The 14,317-nt window shown below is 60.0% G+C and carries 15 protein-coding genes; 4 read left to right on the forward strand and 11 right to left on the reverse strand.

What is annotated here, in order from left to right; translation table 11 throughout:
• Window positions 1-186 precede the first annotated feature (186 nt).
• The 7 genes from NYR50_RS13540 to phnG all read right to left on the reverse strand — a co-directional run bounded on the left by NYR50_RS13540 (window position 187) and on the right by phnG (window position 5,502).
• A complete protein-coding gene (locus tag NYR50_RS13540; RefSeq protein WP_418136273.1) occupies window positions 187-804 on the reverse strand; it encodes a DapH/DapD/GlmU-related protein in 618 nt (205 codons plus the stop codon).
• Window positions 801-1,508: a phosphonate C-P lyase system protein PhnL gene (gene phnL, locus NYR50_RS13545; RefSeq protein WP_418136274.1), complete on the reverse strand. Its 708-nt coding sequence runs from the start codon at window positions 1,506-1,508 to the stop codon at window positions 801-803. Before phnL ends, NYR50_RS13540 begins: the two co-directional genes overlap by 4 nt.
• A 4-nt stretch (window positions 1,509-1,512) precedes the next feature.
• Complete coding sequence (phnK, locus tag NYR50_RS13550) at window positions 1,513-2,289, reverse strand: phosphonate C-P lyase system protein PhnK (protein WP_418136275.1); 777 nt, start codon at window positions 2,287-2,289, stop codon at window positions 1,513-1,515.
• A complete protein-coding gene (locus NYR50_RS13555; protein WP_006310001.1) occupies window positions 2,286-3,188 on the reverse strand; it encodes an alpha-D-ribose 1-methylphosphonate 5-phosphate C-P-lyase PhnJ in 903 nt (300 codons plus the stop codon). The genes phnK and NYR50_RS13555 overlap by 4 nt, the downstream gene beginning before the upstream one ends.
• Before the next feature lie 133 nt (window positions 3,189-3,321).
• Window positions 3,322-4,431, reverse strand: a complete 1,110-nt coding sequence (locus tag NYR50_RS13560) for a carbon-phosphorus lyase complex subunit PhnI (protein WP_418136276.1) — start codon at window positions 4,429-4,431, stop codon at window positions 3,322-3,324.
• 1 nt (window position 4,432) lies between these two features.
• Window positions 4,433-5,041 (reverse strand): phosphonate C-P lyase system protein PhnH, encoded by a 609-nt coding sequence (phnH, locus tag NYR50_RS13565; RefSeq protein WP_418136277.1) that lies wholly within the window; start codon window positions 5,039-5,041, stop codon window positions 4,433-4,435.
• Window positions 5,041-5,502, reverse strand: a complete 462-nt coding sequence (gene phnG, locus NYR50_RS13570; protein WP_174006468.1) for a phosphonate C-P lyase system protein PhnG — start codon at window positions 5,500-5,502, stop codon at window positions 5,041-5,043. The genes phnH and phnG overlap by 1 nt, the downstream gene beginning before the upstream one ends.
• An 82-nt stretch (window positions 5,503-5,584) precedes the next feature.
• Between phnG and phnF the strand changes: the two genes are divergently transcribed.
• Window positions 5,585-6,322, forward strand: coding sequence for a phosphonate metabolism transcriptional regulator PhnF (gene phnF, locus NYR50_RS13575; protein WP_418136278.1), 738 nt, complete (start codon window positions 5,585-5,587; stop codon window positions 6,320-6,322).
• A 9-nt stretch (window positions 6,323-6,331) separates the two neighbouring features.
• Here the strand turns inward: phnF and dapB are convergent, their stop codons facing one another.
• The 4 genes from dapB to mepA form a co-directional block, all read right to left on the reverse strand.
• The gene (gene dapB, locus NYR50_RS13580; RefSeq protein WP_418137307.1) at window positions 6,332-7,159 is read right to left on the reverse strand and encodes a 4-hydroxy-tetrahydrodipicolinate reductase; all 828 of its coding nucleotides are present in this window, start codon (window positions 7,157-7,159) and stop codon (window positions 6,332-6,334) included.
• A 140-nt stretch (window positions 7,160-7,299) separates the two neighbouring features.
• On the reverse strand, window positions 7,300-8,322 hold the full coding sequence (locus NYR50_RS13585) for a glucokinase (RefSeq protein WP_418136279.1): 1,023 nt from the start codon (window positions 8,320-8,322) through the stop codon (window positions 7,300-7,302).
• Between the two features lie 27 nt (window positions 8,323-8,349).
• Entirely contained in the window at window positions 8,350-8,733 is a 384-nt protein-coding gene (locus tag NYR50_RS13590) for a methylglyoxal synthase (protein ID WP_174006482.1), read from the reverse strand.
• A gap of 99 nt (window positions 8,734-8,832) precedes the next feature.
• A complete protein-coding gene (gene mepA / locus NYR50_RS13595) occupies window positions 8,833-9,888 on the reverse strand; it encodes a penicillin-insensitive murein endopeptidase (protein WP_418136280.1) in 1,056 nt (351 codons plus the stop codon).
• A gap of 202 nt (window positions 9,889-10,090) precedes the next feature.
• On the opposite strand from mepA, the gene NYR50_RS13600 reads away from it, so the two are divergent.
• From NYR50_RS13600 to NYR50_RS13610, 3 genes are all read left to right on the forward strand, one after another.
• The gene (locus tag NYR50_RS13600; RefSeq protein WP_418136281.1) at window positions 10,091-11,935 is read left to right on the forward strand and encodes an extracellular solute-binding protein; all 1,845 of its coding nucleotides are present in this window, start codon (window positions 10,091-10,093) and stop codon (window positions 11,933-11,935) included.
• A 141-nt stretch (window positions 11,936-12,076) separates the two neighbouring features.
• Entirely contained in the window at window positions 12,077-13,171 is a 1,095-nt protein-coding gene (locus tag NYR50_RS13605) for a microcin C ABC transporter permease YejB (protein WP_080811168.1), read from the forward strand.
• A gap of 29 nt (window positions 13,172-13,200) precedes the next feature.
• On the forward strand, window positions 13,201-14,316 hold the full coding sequence (locus NYR50_RS13610; protein WP_373371958.1) for an ABC transporter permease: 1,116 nt from the start codon (window positions 13,201-13,203) through the stop codon (window positions 14,314-14,316).
• Window position 14,317 lies beyond the last annotated feature (1 nt).

Consider the following 14,317-nt stretch of genomic DNA (forward strand, 5'->3'; position numbering starts at 1 on the left):
AGCGGGAGTGTCAGTTTGATGAAGAAAATATTACATAATTCGCAGATACGACACCCGGGGGTTCGTCGACAAACCTTTCGTCAGGCTTGTCATGTGGTGGAAATCCCGCCTGGCATATCAGGAGCCGACAAGCAGAAATCCCGGGACATGGCCCCGGGACTGCAATTGCTTCAGTATAAGCGGAGTTCACCCGCCATATTTCGCCACGAAATCCTCGGCGGCGAGTGCGCGGAAATCATCCAGCGCGCTGCGCAGCCTCGCATGGTCCCAATCCCACCAATTCAGATCATCCATGCGCTTGCCGAGCTCCGCGGGGAAACGCTCGCGGATCAGCCGGGCGGGCACGCCGCCAACAATTGTGTAGGGCGCAACATCTTTGGAAACGACCGCCCCGGCCCCGATGACTGCACCGTTCCCCACCGTGACGCCGGGCAGGATGGTCGCACCATGGCCGATCCAGACATCGTGGCCGATCACCACCCGTTTGGCGCGGCGCGCGGCAAAGAAGTCCGTCTCGTCTTCGGCGTCGTCCCAGTAGCTGCGGGCGCGATAGGTGAAATGGTGCAATGTGGCCCGCTGCATCGGATGATTGGTGGCGTTGATGCGGACGGAAGCGGCGATGTTGACGAATTTGCCGATGGTGGCGCACCAGATGGCGCCATCTTGCATGACGTAGGAGTAGTCGCCCATCTCGACCTCCTCGAGGCGGCAGCGCTCCGAAATTTCGGTGTAGCGGCCGATCGAAGAATTGGTGACGCGGGAACTTTGATGGATGACGGGTTCGAGACCGACCTTGACACTCATGCCGCTGCCTTTCGGGGCGAGAATTGCGAAACGTCGAGAATGCGGTCAGCCACGGCTTCGCGCACCTCCTCGTCGTGGAAGATGCCGAGCAGGGCCGTGCCTTTCTCTTTTTTCTCCCTGATCATGTCGACCACCACACGCCGGTTGGTGGCGTCGAGCGAGGCAGTCGGCTCGTCGAGAAGCAGGATCGCATGACCGGTGATGAAACCGCGGGCGATATTGACGCGCTGCTGCTCGCCGCCCGAAAAGGTCGCGGGCGGTAGCGACCATAATTCCCGTGGCAGGTTGAGTTTCGAAAGGAGCATGGCTGCCTGCTCACGCGCATCTTCAGCGGCAACCTTGCGCGCCAGAAGCGGCTCGGCAACCACGTCGATGGCCGCGACACGCGGCACCGTGCGCAGGAACTGGCTGACATAACCGATGGTGCGGTGGCGAATATCGAGGATCGTGCGCGGAGAGGCATTGCCCATATCGATGACCTCACCCTGATGGCGGATGAGGATCTGCCCGCTGTCTATGGCGTAATTGCCATAGAGCATTTTCAGGATCGAGCTTTTGCCGATGCCGGAAGGGCCGCCGAGCACGACGCATTCGCCGCCGGAAACGGAGAAATTGACATCGCGGACCACAGGCAACTCAATGCCGTCGCGAAGATGCATGGTGAAGCTTTTGAAGACTTCCGAAACGATAAGAGGCGTCGTCATAGCGTCAAACCTGCAAGATGGAGGAAACAAGCAATTGCGTGTAGGGCTCGCGCGGATCGTCCAGCACCCGGTCGGTGAGGCCGTGTTCGATGACGTCGCCGCCCTTCATCACCATCATGCGATGGGATAACAGCCGCGCCACCGCCAGATCATGGGTAACGACGACGACCGCAAGGCCGAGATCGTTGACGAGACCGCGCACGAGATCGAGCAAACGCGCCTGTACCGAAACATCGAGGCCGCCGGTCGGTTCATCCATGAAGACGAGGCGGGGGGAAGTGACCAGATTGCGGGCAATCTGCAGGCGCTGGCGCATGCCGCCGGAAAAGGCGCGCGGCTGGTCGTCGATACGGTCGGTGCCGATTTCCACCCGCTCCAGCCATTCGCTGGCCGATTGCCTGATATTACCGTAGTGCCGGTTACCCACGGCCATCAGCCGCTCGCCGACATTGGCGCCGGCAGACACCGCCATGCGCAATCCCTCCGCCGGGTTCTGGTGCACGAAACCCCAGTCGGTGCGCATCAGAAAACGCCGTTCGGCCTCGCCCATATGATAGAGATCGCGCACCGAGCCGTCGCGCATGCGATATTCCACGCTGCCCGCCGTTGGCATCAGCCGGGTGGAAATGCAGTTGAGCAGCGTGGTCTTGCCGGAACCGGATTCACCGACGATCGCCAGCACCTCGCCCGGATAAAGCTCGAAGGAGACGTTGCGGCAACCGGCGCGGTCGCCGTAATATTTGGAAACGTCCCGGACTTTCAGAAGCGGTGTGTCGCTCATTCTGCGGCCTCCTTCACATCCGCCAGCAGATGGCCCTTGTGGCCATGGGCACGGCGGTCTTCGCAATGGTCGGTATCGGAGCAGACGAACATGCGTCCGCCCTTGTCATCCAGTACCACCTCGTCGAGATACACATTCTCCCCGCCGCACAGGGCGCAGGGCTTGTCGAAGCGCTGGATTTCGAAGGGGTGATCTTCGAAGTCGAGGCTGACGACGTCGGTATAGGGCGGCACGGCGTAAATTCGCTTTTCGCGCCCGGCGCCGAACAGTTGCAGGGCGTCCGACATATTCATTTTCGGATTGTCGAATTTCGGTGTCGGCGACGGGTCCATCACGTAGCGCCCGGCCACCTTCACCGGATAGGCATAGGTGGTGGAGATGCGGCCGTTGCGGGCGATGTCCTCGTAGAGCTTGACGTGCATCAGGCCATATTCCTCCAGCGCGTGCATGACGCGGGTCTCGGTCTCGCGCGGCTCTAGGAAGCGTAGGGGCTCGGGGATGGGAACCTGATAAACGAGCACCTGACCCGAATGCAGTTCTTCCTCCGGAATGCGGTGCCGCGTCTGGATGATCGTCGCGTCCTTCGTACGGGTGGTGACGGCTACATCAGCCACCTTTTGGAAAAAGGCGCGGATGGAAACCGCATTGGTCGTGTCGTCGGCGCCCTGGTCGATAACCTTCAACACATCATCAGGGCCGAGGATGGAGGCGGTCAACTGCACGCCACCGGTGCCCCAGCCATAGGGCATGGGCATTTCACGGGAAGCGAAGGGAACCTGGTAACCGGGAATGGCGATGGCTTTCAGGATCGCCCGGCGGATCATCCGCTTGGTCTGTTCGTCCAGATAGGCGAAGTTGTAGGCAGCCAGCCCGTCGTCAAATGAAACTTCTTTAAGCATTGCGCGTTAGCCTTGTGAAAAAAGGAGTACAAGCTCATGGAGATTGGAATTCTTGCAGCCGTGTTCTTTGCTGTCTTTGCAGCATCGACCGTCTTTTGCGCCTTCTGGTTTGGCGAGCAGCACAGCCGCTGAGCTATTCGGCCGCATCGCTCATCCATTCCGCGCCATTGGCGTTGATTGCCTCGAAATCGGCGCGCATCTTGCGCACCAGACCGAGTTCGGCCTGAAAATCCACGTAATGCGGCAGTTTCAGATGCTCGACGAAACCTGTCGCCTGCACATTGTCTGCATGTGAGATGACGAATTCCTCGTCCTGCGCGGGGGCGACGACATCTTCGCCGAATTCGCCAGCACGCAACGCCCGATCGACCAGCGACATCGCCATCGCCTTGCGTTCGCTCTGGCCAAAGACCAGACCGTAACCGCGGGTGAATTGCGGCGGTGCCTTGGCCGAACCCTTGAACTGGTTGACCATCTGGCATTCGGTGACCTTGATATCGCCGAGCGAGACGGAGAAGCCGAGTTCCGGCACTTCAAGCTCGACTTCCACCTCACCGATGCGGATTTCGCCGACGAAGGGGTGGGTGCGGCCGTAACCGCGTTGCGTCGAATAGGCGAGCGCCAGAAGGAAACCTTCGTCGCCGCGCGCCAGCGATTGCAGGCGCAGGTCGCGCGGCATGGGAAACTCCATCGGTTCCCGTGTCAGGTCGCCGGCAATATGATCGTCCGGCATGTCGCCGTCGCTTTCGATCAGCCCCTCCTGGGCAAGGATATCGGAAACGCGCATGACGTATTCCGGCTCACCTTCCCGCTGGGTAGCGGTTTCGACGCCCTCGTCTTCGAGGAGGGAGGGATCGAGCAGCCGGTGGGTGTAGTCGAAGGTCGGACCCAGCAATTGCCCGCCGGGCAGATCCTTATAGGTCGCGGAAACACGCCGCTGCACCGCCATGTCGGCGGTATCCACGGGAACCGAATAACCGAAGCGCGGCAGCGTGGTGCGATAGGCGCGCAGCAGGAAGATGGCTTCGATCATGTCGCCGCGCGCCTGCTTGACGGCAAGGGCTGCGAGCGAAGGGTCATAGAGCGAGGCTTCCGCCATCACCCGGTCGACGGCGAGCGACAGCTGCGAAATGATCTGCGCCACGCTCATGGCGGGCAGGTCGCGGTCTCCGCGCCGCTGGTCGGCCAGCAGCCGGTGGGCGTTGGCGATGGCGGTCTCCCCGCCTTTGACAGCAACATACATCTTATGCCTCCACGGGTTTGATGCGCGTCGTGCGCGGCAGGCAGACGAATTTATCGCCGGCCGTCAGGATGACATCGACGCCGCGCGGGAAGATGGCGTTGTTCTCCGCCCAAAGCATTGGGAAAATATCCGGCAGGCCGGAAGGGCTGACGATGTTGACGTGGCGGATGCCGGGGCCGGAGAGCAGCAATTCCCGCCCGCCGTCCAGATCGGACAATTCGATGATGAGTGTCGTGGAGCGGTCGGGATATTCTTGGCTGCCTTGGGCGAAAAGACCTAAGGACGCGATGGCGCTGCCCGCCTCGATAACGGCGAAATGCGCAGCCGCTTTTTCTTCCGTTGCCGGTGCGCCGGTGTGAAATCCGATCCAGCCCGGCACCGCGGTCTTTCGCAATGCGCCGTTCAGCCAGACCGGTGTATCGTGGTCGCAGAGAGCCAGCAGAACCGCACCGGTGGCGGCGGCAAGCGGCAGCGGCGGGGCGACCGCCGTTTCGATTGTCTGCGGTGTGCCTGGACGGGCCATGCCGTCCATCAGCTTCTTGAAAATACGCTGGGAATCGAAGACGGCGCTGGAAAAGCCGCCCGTCAATGCTTCGGCTTTCACACCCATCAATCTTCTCCTCGAACCATGGTGAAGAAATCGACCCGCGTGGCTGCGGTTTCTTTGGTTTTCCGTTGCTTCTCTTCGCTCAGTCTCTTTTCGACCGGTGAAAGAAGCTCGGTCTCGATGAAGTCCCTGGTCGGGCTTTCCTGCCAGAGCGCGTCGAAAACGGCGGCATACCAGGCCTTCTTGCGGCCGGTGCCGAGAACATGCGCATGACCGACGGTTCCCGAGGCCAGCCTGACGGTCGCGCGGGTGACTGTGGTCTCGCCGAGATTAAAAGGCGCACCGCCGCCGCCGATACGGCCCTTGACCATGACGAGGCCGGTTTCCGGCCCCCGCACGTTTTCCGTCTGCGGGCTGGCATCCTGCCGGCTCCAGACCGTTTCCAGTTCCTGAACGGTGGCACGGGCAAGAAGCGCCGCCACCCGTTTCCTTTCACTGTCTATATTCGCAGCTTCGTTATTCATCGCTTGACCTCTAATGTCTATTGATATAGACAACTATACAACATAAGCTACAATTAACGTCGATGAATGACAAGCGTGTGACATGAGCCCTGCAGCAGCGATGAAAAGAAAGAACGGCGTGGCGCTCTGGCGGCAGATCGCCGACCGGATCAGAGGCGAGATTGCGGCTGGCGATCACGATGAAACCGGCATGTTGCCGCCGGAGATGACGCTGGCCGAAAAATTCGGTGTTAACCGCCATACCGTCCGGAGTGCGATCGCCGCACTGGCGAGCGAAGGCATTCTTGAGCCGATGCAGGGGCGCGGCACCATGATCGCCCGCAAGGAGCGTCTGAGCTTTCCGATTTCGCTGCGCACACGGTTCACGGCTGGCATCGGCGACCAGGTGAAGGAAATGGAGGCGCTGCTTCTTTCCCACACGACCGAGCCGGCAAGTGCCGATCTTGCAGCGCGGCTGCAATTGCCATCAGGGGCGCCGCTCGTTCGTCTGGAAACCCTGCGCAAGGCGGACACCCGCCCTGTGTCGCGTTCGACCACATGGTTCCCGGCGGATCGTTTCGCCGGAATAGGTGAGGCCTATCAGAAAAGCGGCTCGATTACGGCCGCTTTCAAAGCGCTTGGCGTGGCGGATTACGTGCGCATTTCCACCGTCATTTCTGCTATTCACGCGGATACGCAGGATCTGGCCGATCTCGAACTATCGCCCGGGGCCATCCTGCTTGTCACCCAGGCTCTGAATGCCGATATGGACGGCGTGCCGGTGCAATATGCCGTCAGTCGCTTTTCCGCCGATACGGTCGAATTCACAGTGGAAAATTAGAGCACGGGCTCACGCCGGCTGCGAAAGTCCGAGCACATCCAGCATGGAATAAAAACCGGGCTTCTTATCGAAGGCCCAGACCGCTGCCGTGATCGCGCCGCGTGCGAAGATGGAGCGGTCGCCGGCATAATGGGAAAGCTCGACGCGCTCGCCTTCGCCGGCGAAGATCACCGAATGTTCACCGATGACCGAGCCGCCACGCAGCGTGGCAAAACCGATGGTGCCGGCCTCACGCGCGCCTGTGTGTCCATCGCGCACGCGCACGGAGGAGGCGGTGAGATCGACCTTGCGGCCGGCGGCAGCGGCTTCGCCCAGCAGCAGCGCCGTGCCCGAGGGCGCATCCACCTTGTGCTTGTGGTGCATTTCCAGAATTTCGATATCCCAGTTCTGCGCATCCAGCGCCTGCGCCGCCTGTTGGGTGAGAACGCTGAGCAGGTTGACGCCGAGGCTCATATTGCCCGACTTGACGATGCGGGCATGGCGCGACGCCGCCTTGAACTTTTCCTCGTCTTGCGGCGAGCAGCCGGTCGTGCCGATGACGTGTACGATGCGGGCCTGCGCGGCAAGGCCGGCAAAGGTGACGCTGGTTGCCGGTGAGGTGAAATCGATCACCCCTTCGGCATGCAAAAATGCCCGTAAGGGATCACTGGTGATTTCGACGCCGATGGGGCCAAGACCGGCGATCTCGCCAGCATCGCGGCCAACAAAAGCCGAACCTTCACGCGCGACAGCGGCATGCAGCTGAACGCCGGGTGTCTGGTGAATGAGGCGGATAAGTGCCTGTCCCATGCGGCCCGCCGCGCCGACCACCACCAGTTTCATGCCGCTGCTGCCCATGTTTTCACTCACTTTTCATGTCAGGCGGATCGGAACCCGCCGGTATCGGTCGATTGATGTTTGCAGCAGCGACGTTAAAGATCGTCCGCCCGCTTCGCAAGCATCACATGGGAAGGGTAGCCCCTTTGAGAGGAGAGCGATCAAGCTCTCCAGCGCCGCCCGTCCAGCGCCAGACCGAAATCGGCAGGCGTTCTCGCATAGGTGGCGAGGCCGGAAAGGGCCGCCTGAGGATGGGTGACGACGAATGTCGGAATGGTCCGCATCAGGGCGCTGTGCGGCGCCTTGTCTTCGAACGCGGCCCGGAATTCCGGGCTCTTCAGCGCAGGGATGATCTTTTGTGAAATGCCGCCGGCCAGATAAACGCCGCCCTTGGCCATGAAGATCAGCGCAACGTCGCCGGCCACGCGGCCGAGATAGGTGCTGAACAGCGACAGCGTTTCTTTTGCCTGCGCGTTCTGGCCCGAAAGCCCCTGTGAGGTAATATCAGCCGGATCGGAGAAGACAGGCTCGATGCCGTCGGCCTTGCAGACGGCGCGATAAAGATTGACCAGCCCGCGTCCGCACAGGATCTGTTCGCCGGCGACGCGGCCCTCGATGGTTTCGATATGCGGGAAAACCGCATAGTCGCGCGCGCTTCTCGGGCCAATATCGATATGCCCGCCTTCGCCAGGCACCGGAAACCACATATGGCGGGCATAGACCAGCCCGGCGACGCCAAGCCCCGTGCCCGGTCCAAGAACGACGCGCGACGCCAGAATGTCCTTTTTGCCGGAGCCGATAGGCTCCCGGTTGTCGTCGTCAAGAGCCGCAATCGCCAGAGCCTGCGCCTCAAAGTCGTTGATGACGATGACGTCCTTCAGGCCGAGCTTGGCCAGCATGTCCTTCGGCTTGACGATCCAATCACAATTGGTCAACGGAATCTCGTCGCCTTCGATCGGGCCGGCAATTGCAAGAATGGTGGAGACCGGCTGAAGCGAGGTCTTGTCCAGAACCGCCTGCTGGATCGCGTCATCGATACCAGGATATTCCGCCGTCTTCACCGTGGTGAGGTGCACCGGTTCCGCAAAGGAATCGATCAGGATGGAAAAGCGGGCATTGGTGCCGCCGATGTCGCCAAGAAGGATCGGAAAGGACAGATATTCGGTATCGGACGTCTTCGGCATTGCCTGTTCCATTGTGGTGGGTTCGGGTCAGTCGGCGGAATTGAAGTCGATGAGGTTTTCTGCGGTGGCGCGGTTGAGCGCCATGGGAATGTCATAGACCGTGGCAAGGCGCGTCAGCGCCTTCACGTCAACATCATGTGGCATGGCAGTCAGCGGATCGGTAAAGAAGATCAGCATGTCCACTTCGCCAGTGGCGATCATCGCGCCGATCTGCTGATCGCCGCCAAGAGGACCGCTTTTGAGGCGGATGACCTCAAGCCCCGGGCAGGCTTCCTGCACACGTCCGCCGGTGGTGCCGGTGGCGACGATCCTGAAACCGGCAAGCACTTTCTGATGGTGACGGGCGAAATCCGCCATATCGTCCTTTTTCTCGTCGTGAGCGATGAGCGCGATACAGCGTTGCCCTTCCATGGTCCCAGCCTGTCCTCAAAGAATTAAATCGATTTGAAGCCTTCTATAACAGCTTGCCGCCATTTGAAAAGGGAAGCTGTTCAATGCCTCATTTCTGTTTCAGTTCAATGTCGGACGCTGGGTCGGAAGCGGAATATCGGACGGTGGTTGGATCGCCGGGGCGTTTTGAATGACCTGTTCTACATTCTGCTGACGCACGGCCTGGGCAGGGGAGGAGGAATAGGCCTGAGCCGCAATCCCCTCGGGATTGGCGGAAGGAGCTGCCGCAACAGCAGCGCAGGCCGCCGGCAAATCCGAGACCATGACCTGGCGCGGTTTCACCGGCTTGGCATTGGGGTCCTTTTTCGGCGGCGCCCATGGTTCCTTGGTGAACCACCAGGCAAGCGACTTGTCGCAGCCGTCGCCTTTGCCGACCTCCGCCTGCGGTTTGCAGTTGGGCGCGCCCGGCGGGCATTCGAGACGGATGTGGAAATGTTCGTCATGGCCGTAGATCGGCCTGATCTTGCCCATGAAGGTGCGGTCGCCGGTCCATGTCTGGCAGAGCTTCTGCTTGATGGCCGGGTTGACGAAGACACGCTCCACCTGCGGGTAACTTGCCGCCATCATCACCAGACGGGCATTGAGCGGTGACCATTTGCGGTCGTCGACCGTCAGGAACTTGCTCTTGTCCAGCATCGAGATGAATGGCACCGTTTCGCGCTGCTCCACCGTCAGCCGGGGGTTAGGCATCGGCCGCCACCACACATCGACATCGAGGCCGATCTGGTGCGAGGCATGGCCTGATAGCATCGGGCCGCCGCGCGGCTGGGAAATATCGCCAAGTAGCAATCCAGGCCAGCCGATCTTCTGCGCATCCTGCGAAAATCGCTCGAGGAAGGAAATCAGCTGCGGCTGGCCCCAGCGCCGGTTGCGCGAAAGGCGCATGGCCTGCCAGCCGGGACCGTCGGTCGGCATGGCGATGGCGCCGGACTGGCAGCCCTTGGCATAGGAGCCAATCGGTTGAGAGGCCGCCGCCGAAGGCAGGGCCATGTGACCAAACACCTCTTTCGCGGGCCGGTCTTCGGCCGACGCGGTCTCGATCTGCAATTGCAGCGCCGAAACGACCGACATCGCCAGCATGGCCGCTTTGAAAATTCTCGATGATCCCGCCGTCATATAGCCGTGCCCGTCCGATCAGGTGATTCTCTTGCCCCGAGAATAAACTGGAACGGGATTTTGTTGAAACCATGTTTCCCCTGGCCCTCGCAAAGCGGGGATAAAGACGCCGATAAAGAGCTTGTGAGTCAGCACATCTGTTTTTTGCCAATGTTTCTTTTATGCTCTCTCCAGCAAGCACAAAAACAGGGACATCGACCCGATGATATTGGCACCACTGAAATCCCGTATCCTTATCGCTCTCGCCGCATCCGCCCTGCTGATCCCGGCGGCGGCTTCCGCCCAGTCGGCGGATGTCTGGCGAAAGGGGATTTCGACGGTCGGGGAGCTGAAGCACCCTGATGGCTTCGACCATTTCGACTATGTGAATACCAAGGCCCCGAAGGGCGGCACATTGCGCCTGTCGACATCAGGCACTTTCGACACGCTGAACCCACTGCTCGCCAAGGGTGAGAAGGCAACGGGCCTTTCGCTGGTTTACGATCCGCTGATGAAATCGACGGAAGAGGAACTGTCGGCCTCCTATGGCTTGCTGGCCGAGGGCGTGAGTTATCCCGACGATATTACAAAGGCGACGTTCCGGTTGCGGCAGGACGCCAAATGGGCTGATGGCAAACCGGTAACGCCTGAGGATGTCGTCTTCAGCTTCGAAAAAGCGAAGGATCTGAGCCCGCAACTCGCGACCTATTACACCCATGTCACCAAGGCAGAGGTGAGCGGCGAAAGGGACATTACCTTCACCTTCGATGAAAAGGACAATCGCGAATTGCCGCAGATCGTTGGGCAATTGCTGATCGTTCCCAAGCACTGGTGGGAGGGCACCGGTCCCGATGGCAAGCCGCGTGACATATCCCGCGGTACGCTGGAGCCGGTCATGGGTTCCGGCCCTTACAAGATTGCGGCCGTCTCTCCCGGCTCGTCCGTCACCTATGAGCGCCGCGACGATTATTGGGGCAAGGACGTGAACGTGAATGTGGGGATGAACAATTTCAAAACCATCGCCTACACCTTCTTTGCCGATCAGGACGTGGAGTTCCAGGCTTTCAAGTCCGGCACGGTTGATTTTCGGCAGGAAGCCTCCTCCAGCCGCTGGGTCACGGGTTATGATTTTCCGGCTGTCAAAGACGGCCGTGTGAAGAAAGAGGAACTGCCGAATATCTATCGCTCCGTCGGCATCATGCAGGCCTTCGTGCCGAACATGCGGCGGGAGAAGTTCCAGAACCCGAAACTGCGCAAGGCCCTGAACTATGCCTTCGATTTCGAGGAACTGAACCGCACGCTGGCCTACGGCCAGTTCCAGCGCATCAACAGCTTCTTCATGGGCAGCGAACTGGCTTCCTCCGGCCTGCCGACAGGCCGCGAACTGGAAATTCTTCAGGAGCTGAAGGATCAGGTCCCCCCGGAGGTCTTCACGACGGAATATCGCAACCCGGTGGCCGGCGATCCCACCAAGCAGCGCGACAATCTGCGCGAAGCGGTGAAGCTGATGAAGGAGGCTGGTTACGAGCTGCGTGGCAACCGCATGGTCAATGCGGCAACCGGCCAGCAGCTGGATATGGAGTTTCTGATCGATTCCTCCGGCATGGAAAGAACCATTCTTCCCTACGTCCAGAACCTGAAGAAGATAGGTATCAACGCCACCATCCGCACCGTCGATGCCTCGCAATATACCAACCGTACCCGCAGCTTCGATTTCGACGTCACGATCAAGCTCTGGGCGACGTCAGCCAATCCCGGCAACGAACAGGCGGATTTCTGGGGTTCGACTGCGGCCGACCGGCAGGGGTCCAACAATCTCGCCGGCATCAAGAACCCGGCCGTCGATGCCTTGGTCCGGAAGGTCATATTTGCGCCCAACCGGGATGAGCAGGTGGCCGCCGCCCGCGCGCTCGATCGGGTGCTTCTGGCAAACAGCTACGTCATTCCGCAATTTTACCGTGGCGAGATGTTCATCGCTTACTGGAACACCCTCATCCGCCCTGAAAACCTGCCTGAATATGGCATAGGTTTTCCGGATGCGTGGTGGTCCGGCAAGGCCGGGAACTGAGGCCGGCCTTGCTTTCGTGGCGAAGGCTTGATTCACATAGGGCGAGACGAATCGCTTGGAGCGCACGTAAGGCGCTTTCACGAAAGGACCGGGTTTGACTGAAACGAAAACCGCTGGCGTAACGGCCGGGAGCAGAGGCTGATGGGCGCCTATATCCTCAGACGTCTGGCACTGATGATCCCGACGATCGTCGGCATCATGGGCATTTCGTTTCTCGTTATCCAGTTCGCGCCGGGCGGGCCGGTGGAACAGGTCGTGGCGCAGCTGACCGGGCAGGGCGACAGCGCCTCCGACCGGCTCTCGGGCGGCGGCGATCTCACGGGCCAGTCCGGTGGTTTCGATGAAAGCGGCTCGAAATATCGCGGCGCTCAGGGTCTTGATCCAGAGCTGATCAAGAAGCTCGAAAAACAGTTCGGCTTCGACAAGCCACCGCTCACCCGTTTTCTTGAAATGATGTGGAATTACATCCGCTTCGATTTCGGCGACAGCTTCTTCCGCAATTCGTCGGTGATCGATCTCATCATCGACAAGCTGCCGGTCTCGGCCTCGCTCGGCTTCTGGATCCTGATCATTTCCTATGTGATTTCCATTCCACTCGGCATCAAGAAGGCCGTTTCCGATGGCTCGACCTTCGATGTCTGGACATCGGGCATCATCATCATCGGATATGCGGTGCCGAGCTTCCTGTTCGGTATCCTGCTCATCGTGCTTTTCGCCGGCGGTTCGTTTTTCGACTGGTTTCCGCTGCGCGGTCTGGTCTCGGATAATTTCGACCAGCTGAACTGGTGGCAGAAGATCATAGACTATTTCTGGCACCTGACCCTGCCGTTGATCGCGCTTTCGCTTTCGGCCTTCGCGACGACGACGCTCCTCACCAAGAATTCCTTCATCGATGAGATCAAGAAGCAATATGTCGTCACCGCCCGCGCCAAGGGTCTCTCAGAACGCAGGGTTCTCTACGGCCATGTCTTCCGCAACGCGATGCTGATCGTGATCGCCGGTTTTCCGGGCGCCTTCATTTCGGCATTCTTCACCGGTTCGCTGCTGATCGAAAATATCTTCTCGCTGGATGGTCTCGGTCGTCTCGGTTATCTCTCGGTGGTCAACCGGGATTATCCGATCGTCTTCGGCACGCTGTTCATCTTCTCGCTGATGGGCCTCGTCGTTGGCCTGCTATCCGACCTTATCTACACCTGGATCGATCCGCGCATCGATTTCGAGCGGAGGGATGTGTGATGTCGCTTGCCCATCCCGCCGGAACCGAGATGCTGGTAAAGCCGAAGCGCCCATGGTTTTCGCCGACGACCAAGCGCCGCTGGCAGAATTTCAAGGCGAACCGCCGCGGATATTGGTCCTTCTGGCTGTTCCTGATCCTGTTTTTCCTGAGCCTGATCGCGGAATTCATCGCCAATGACAAGCCGATCCTCGCCTCCTACAAGGGCGAGATTCTCGTGCCGGTCATGGTCGATTATCCGGAAGAAAAATTTGGCGGTTTTCTTGCCCAGACCGATTACAAATCCTCCTTCATTCAGGACGAGATCAACGCCAATGGCTGGATGATCTGGCCGCCGATCCGTTATTCCTACCAGACGGTCAATTCCAACATTCCGCATTCGGCGCCTACGGCCCCCTTCTGGCTGATGGATGAAAAGGAACGCTGCTCGGCTTACCCGCAAGGCAATGCCGATCCCGGCTGTACGCTTGGCAATCTCAACTGGCTTGGAACCGACAATCAGGCGCGCGATGTCACGGCACGCATGATCTACGGTTTCCGCATTTCCGTGCTGTTCGGCCTGACACTGACTATCGCATCGGCCCTTGTCGGCGTCACGGCTGGCGCCATTCAGGGGTATTTCGGCGGCTGGACGGACCTGCTTCTGCAGCGTTTCATCGAAATCTGGTCGTCCATGCCGGTGCTTTATATCCTGCTGATCATCGCGGCCATCCTGCCGCCGGGGTTCTTTGTGCTGCTTGGCATCATGCTGCTGTTTTCATGGGTCGGCTTCGTCGGCATTGTCCGCGCCGAATTCCTGCGGGCCAGAAATTTCGAATATGTCCGTGCTGCCCGTGCGCTTGGCGTCGGCAATTGGACAATCATGTTCCGGCATCTTCTGCCCAATGCCATGGTGGCAACGCTGACCTTCCTGCCGTTCATCCTCTCCGGGTCGATCACCACGCTCACCTCCCTCGATTTCCTCGGCTTCGGCATGCCGCCGGGATCGCCGTCGCTGGGTGAGATGATCGCGCAGGGCAAGAACAACCTTCAGGCGCCCTGGCTCGGCCTCACCGCCTTCTTCACCATGTCCATCATGCTCTCGCTATTGATCTTCGTGGGTGAAGCGGTGCGCGACGCCTTCGATCCACGCAAGACGTTCCGGTGAT

Source organism: Agrobacterium sp. El2ro-1b (assembly GCF_048298475.1).
Classification (GTDB): domain Bacteria; phylum Pseudomonadota; class Alphaproteobacteria; order Rhizobiales; family Rhizobiaceae; genus Agrobacterium; species Agrobacterium fabrum.

What these genes read in the sequence shown, in the direction of transcription:
- NYR50_RS13540 (WP_418136273.1), bottom strand. Translation starts at nt 804, where the DNA reads ATGAGTGTCAAGGTCGGTCTCGAACCCGTCATCCATCAAAGTTCCCGC.
- phnL (WP_418136274.1), bottom strand. Translation starts at nt 1,508, where the DNA reads ATGACGACGCCTCTTATCGTTTCGGAAGTCTTCAAAAGCTTCACCATG.
- phnK (WP_418136275.1), bottom strand. Translation starts at nt 2,289, where the DNA reads ATGAGCGACACACCGCTTCTGAAAGTCCGGGACGTTTCCAAATATTAC.
- NYR50_RS13555 (WP_006310001.1), bottom strand. Translation starts at nt 3,188, where the DNA reads ATGCTTAAAGAAGTTTCATTTGACGACGGGCTGGCTGCCTACAACTTC.
- NYR50_RS13560 (WP_418136276.1), bottom strand. Translation starts at nt 4,431, where the DNA reads ATGTATGTTGCTGTCAAAGGCGGGGAGACCGCCATCGCCAACGCCCAC.
- phnH (WP_418136277.1), bottom strand. Translation starts at nt 5,041, where the DNA reads ATGGGTGTGAAAGCCGAAGCATTGACGGGCGGCTTTTCCAGCGCCGTC.
- phnG (WP_174006468.1), bottom strand. Translation starts at nt 5,502, where the DNA reads ATGAATAACGAAGCTGCGAATATAGACAGTGAAAGGAAACGGGTGGCG.
- phnF (WP_418136278.1), top strand. Translation starts at nt 5,585, where the DNA reads ATGAGCCCTGCAGCAGCGATGAAAAGAAAGAACGGCGTGGCGCTCTGG.
- dapB (WP_418137307.1), bottom strand. Translation starts at nt 7,159, where the DNA reads ATGGGCAGCAGCGGCATGAAACTGGTGGTGGTCGGCGCGGCGGGCCGC.
- NYR50_RS13585 (WP_418136279.1), bottom strand. Translation starts at nt 8,322, where the DNA reads ATGCCGAAGACGTCCGATACCGAATATCTGTCCTTTCCGATCCTTCTT.
- NYR50_RS13590 (WP_174006482.1), bottom strand. Translation starts at nt 8,733, where the DNA reads ATGGAAGGGCAACGCTGTATCGCGCTCATCGCTCACGACGAGAAAAAG.
- mepA (WP_418136280.1), bottom strand. Translation starts at nt 9,888, where the DNA reads ATGACGGCGGGATCATCGAGAATTTTCAAAGCGGCCATGCTGGCGATG.
- NYR50_RS13600 (WP_418136281.1), top strand. Translation starts at nt 10,091, where the DNA reads ATGATATTGGCACCACTGAAATCCCGTATCCTTATCGCTCTCGCCGCA.
- NYR50_RS13605 (WP_080811168.1), top strand. Translation starts at nt 12,077, where the DNA reads ATGGGCGCCTATATCCTCAGACGTCTGGCACTGATGATCCCGACGATC.
- NYR50_RS13610 (WP_373371958.1), top strand. Translation starts at nt 13,201, where the DNA reads ATGCTGGTAAAGCCGAAGCGCCCATGGTTTTCGCCGACGACCAAGCGC.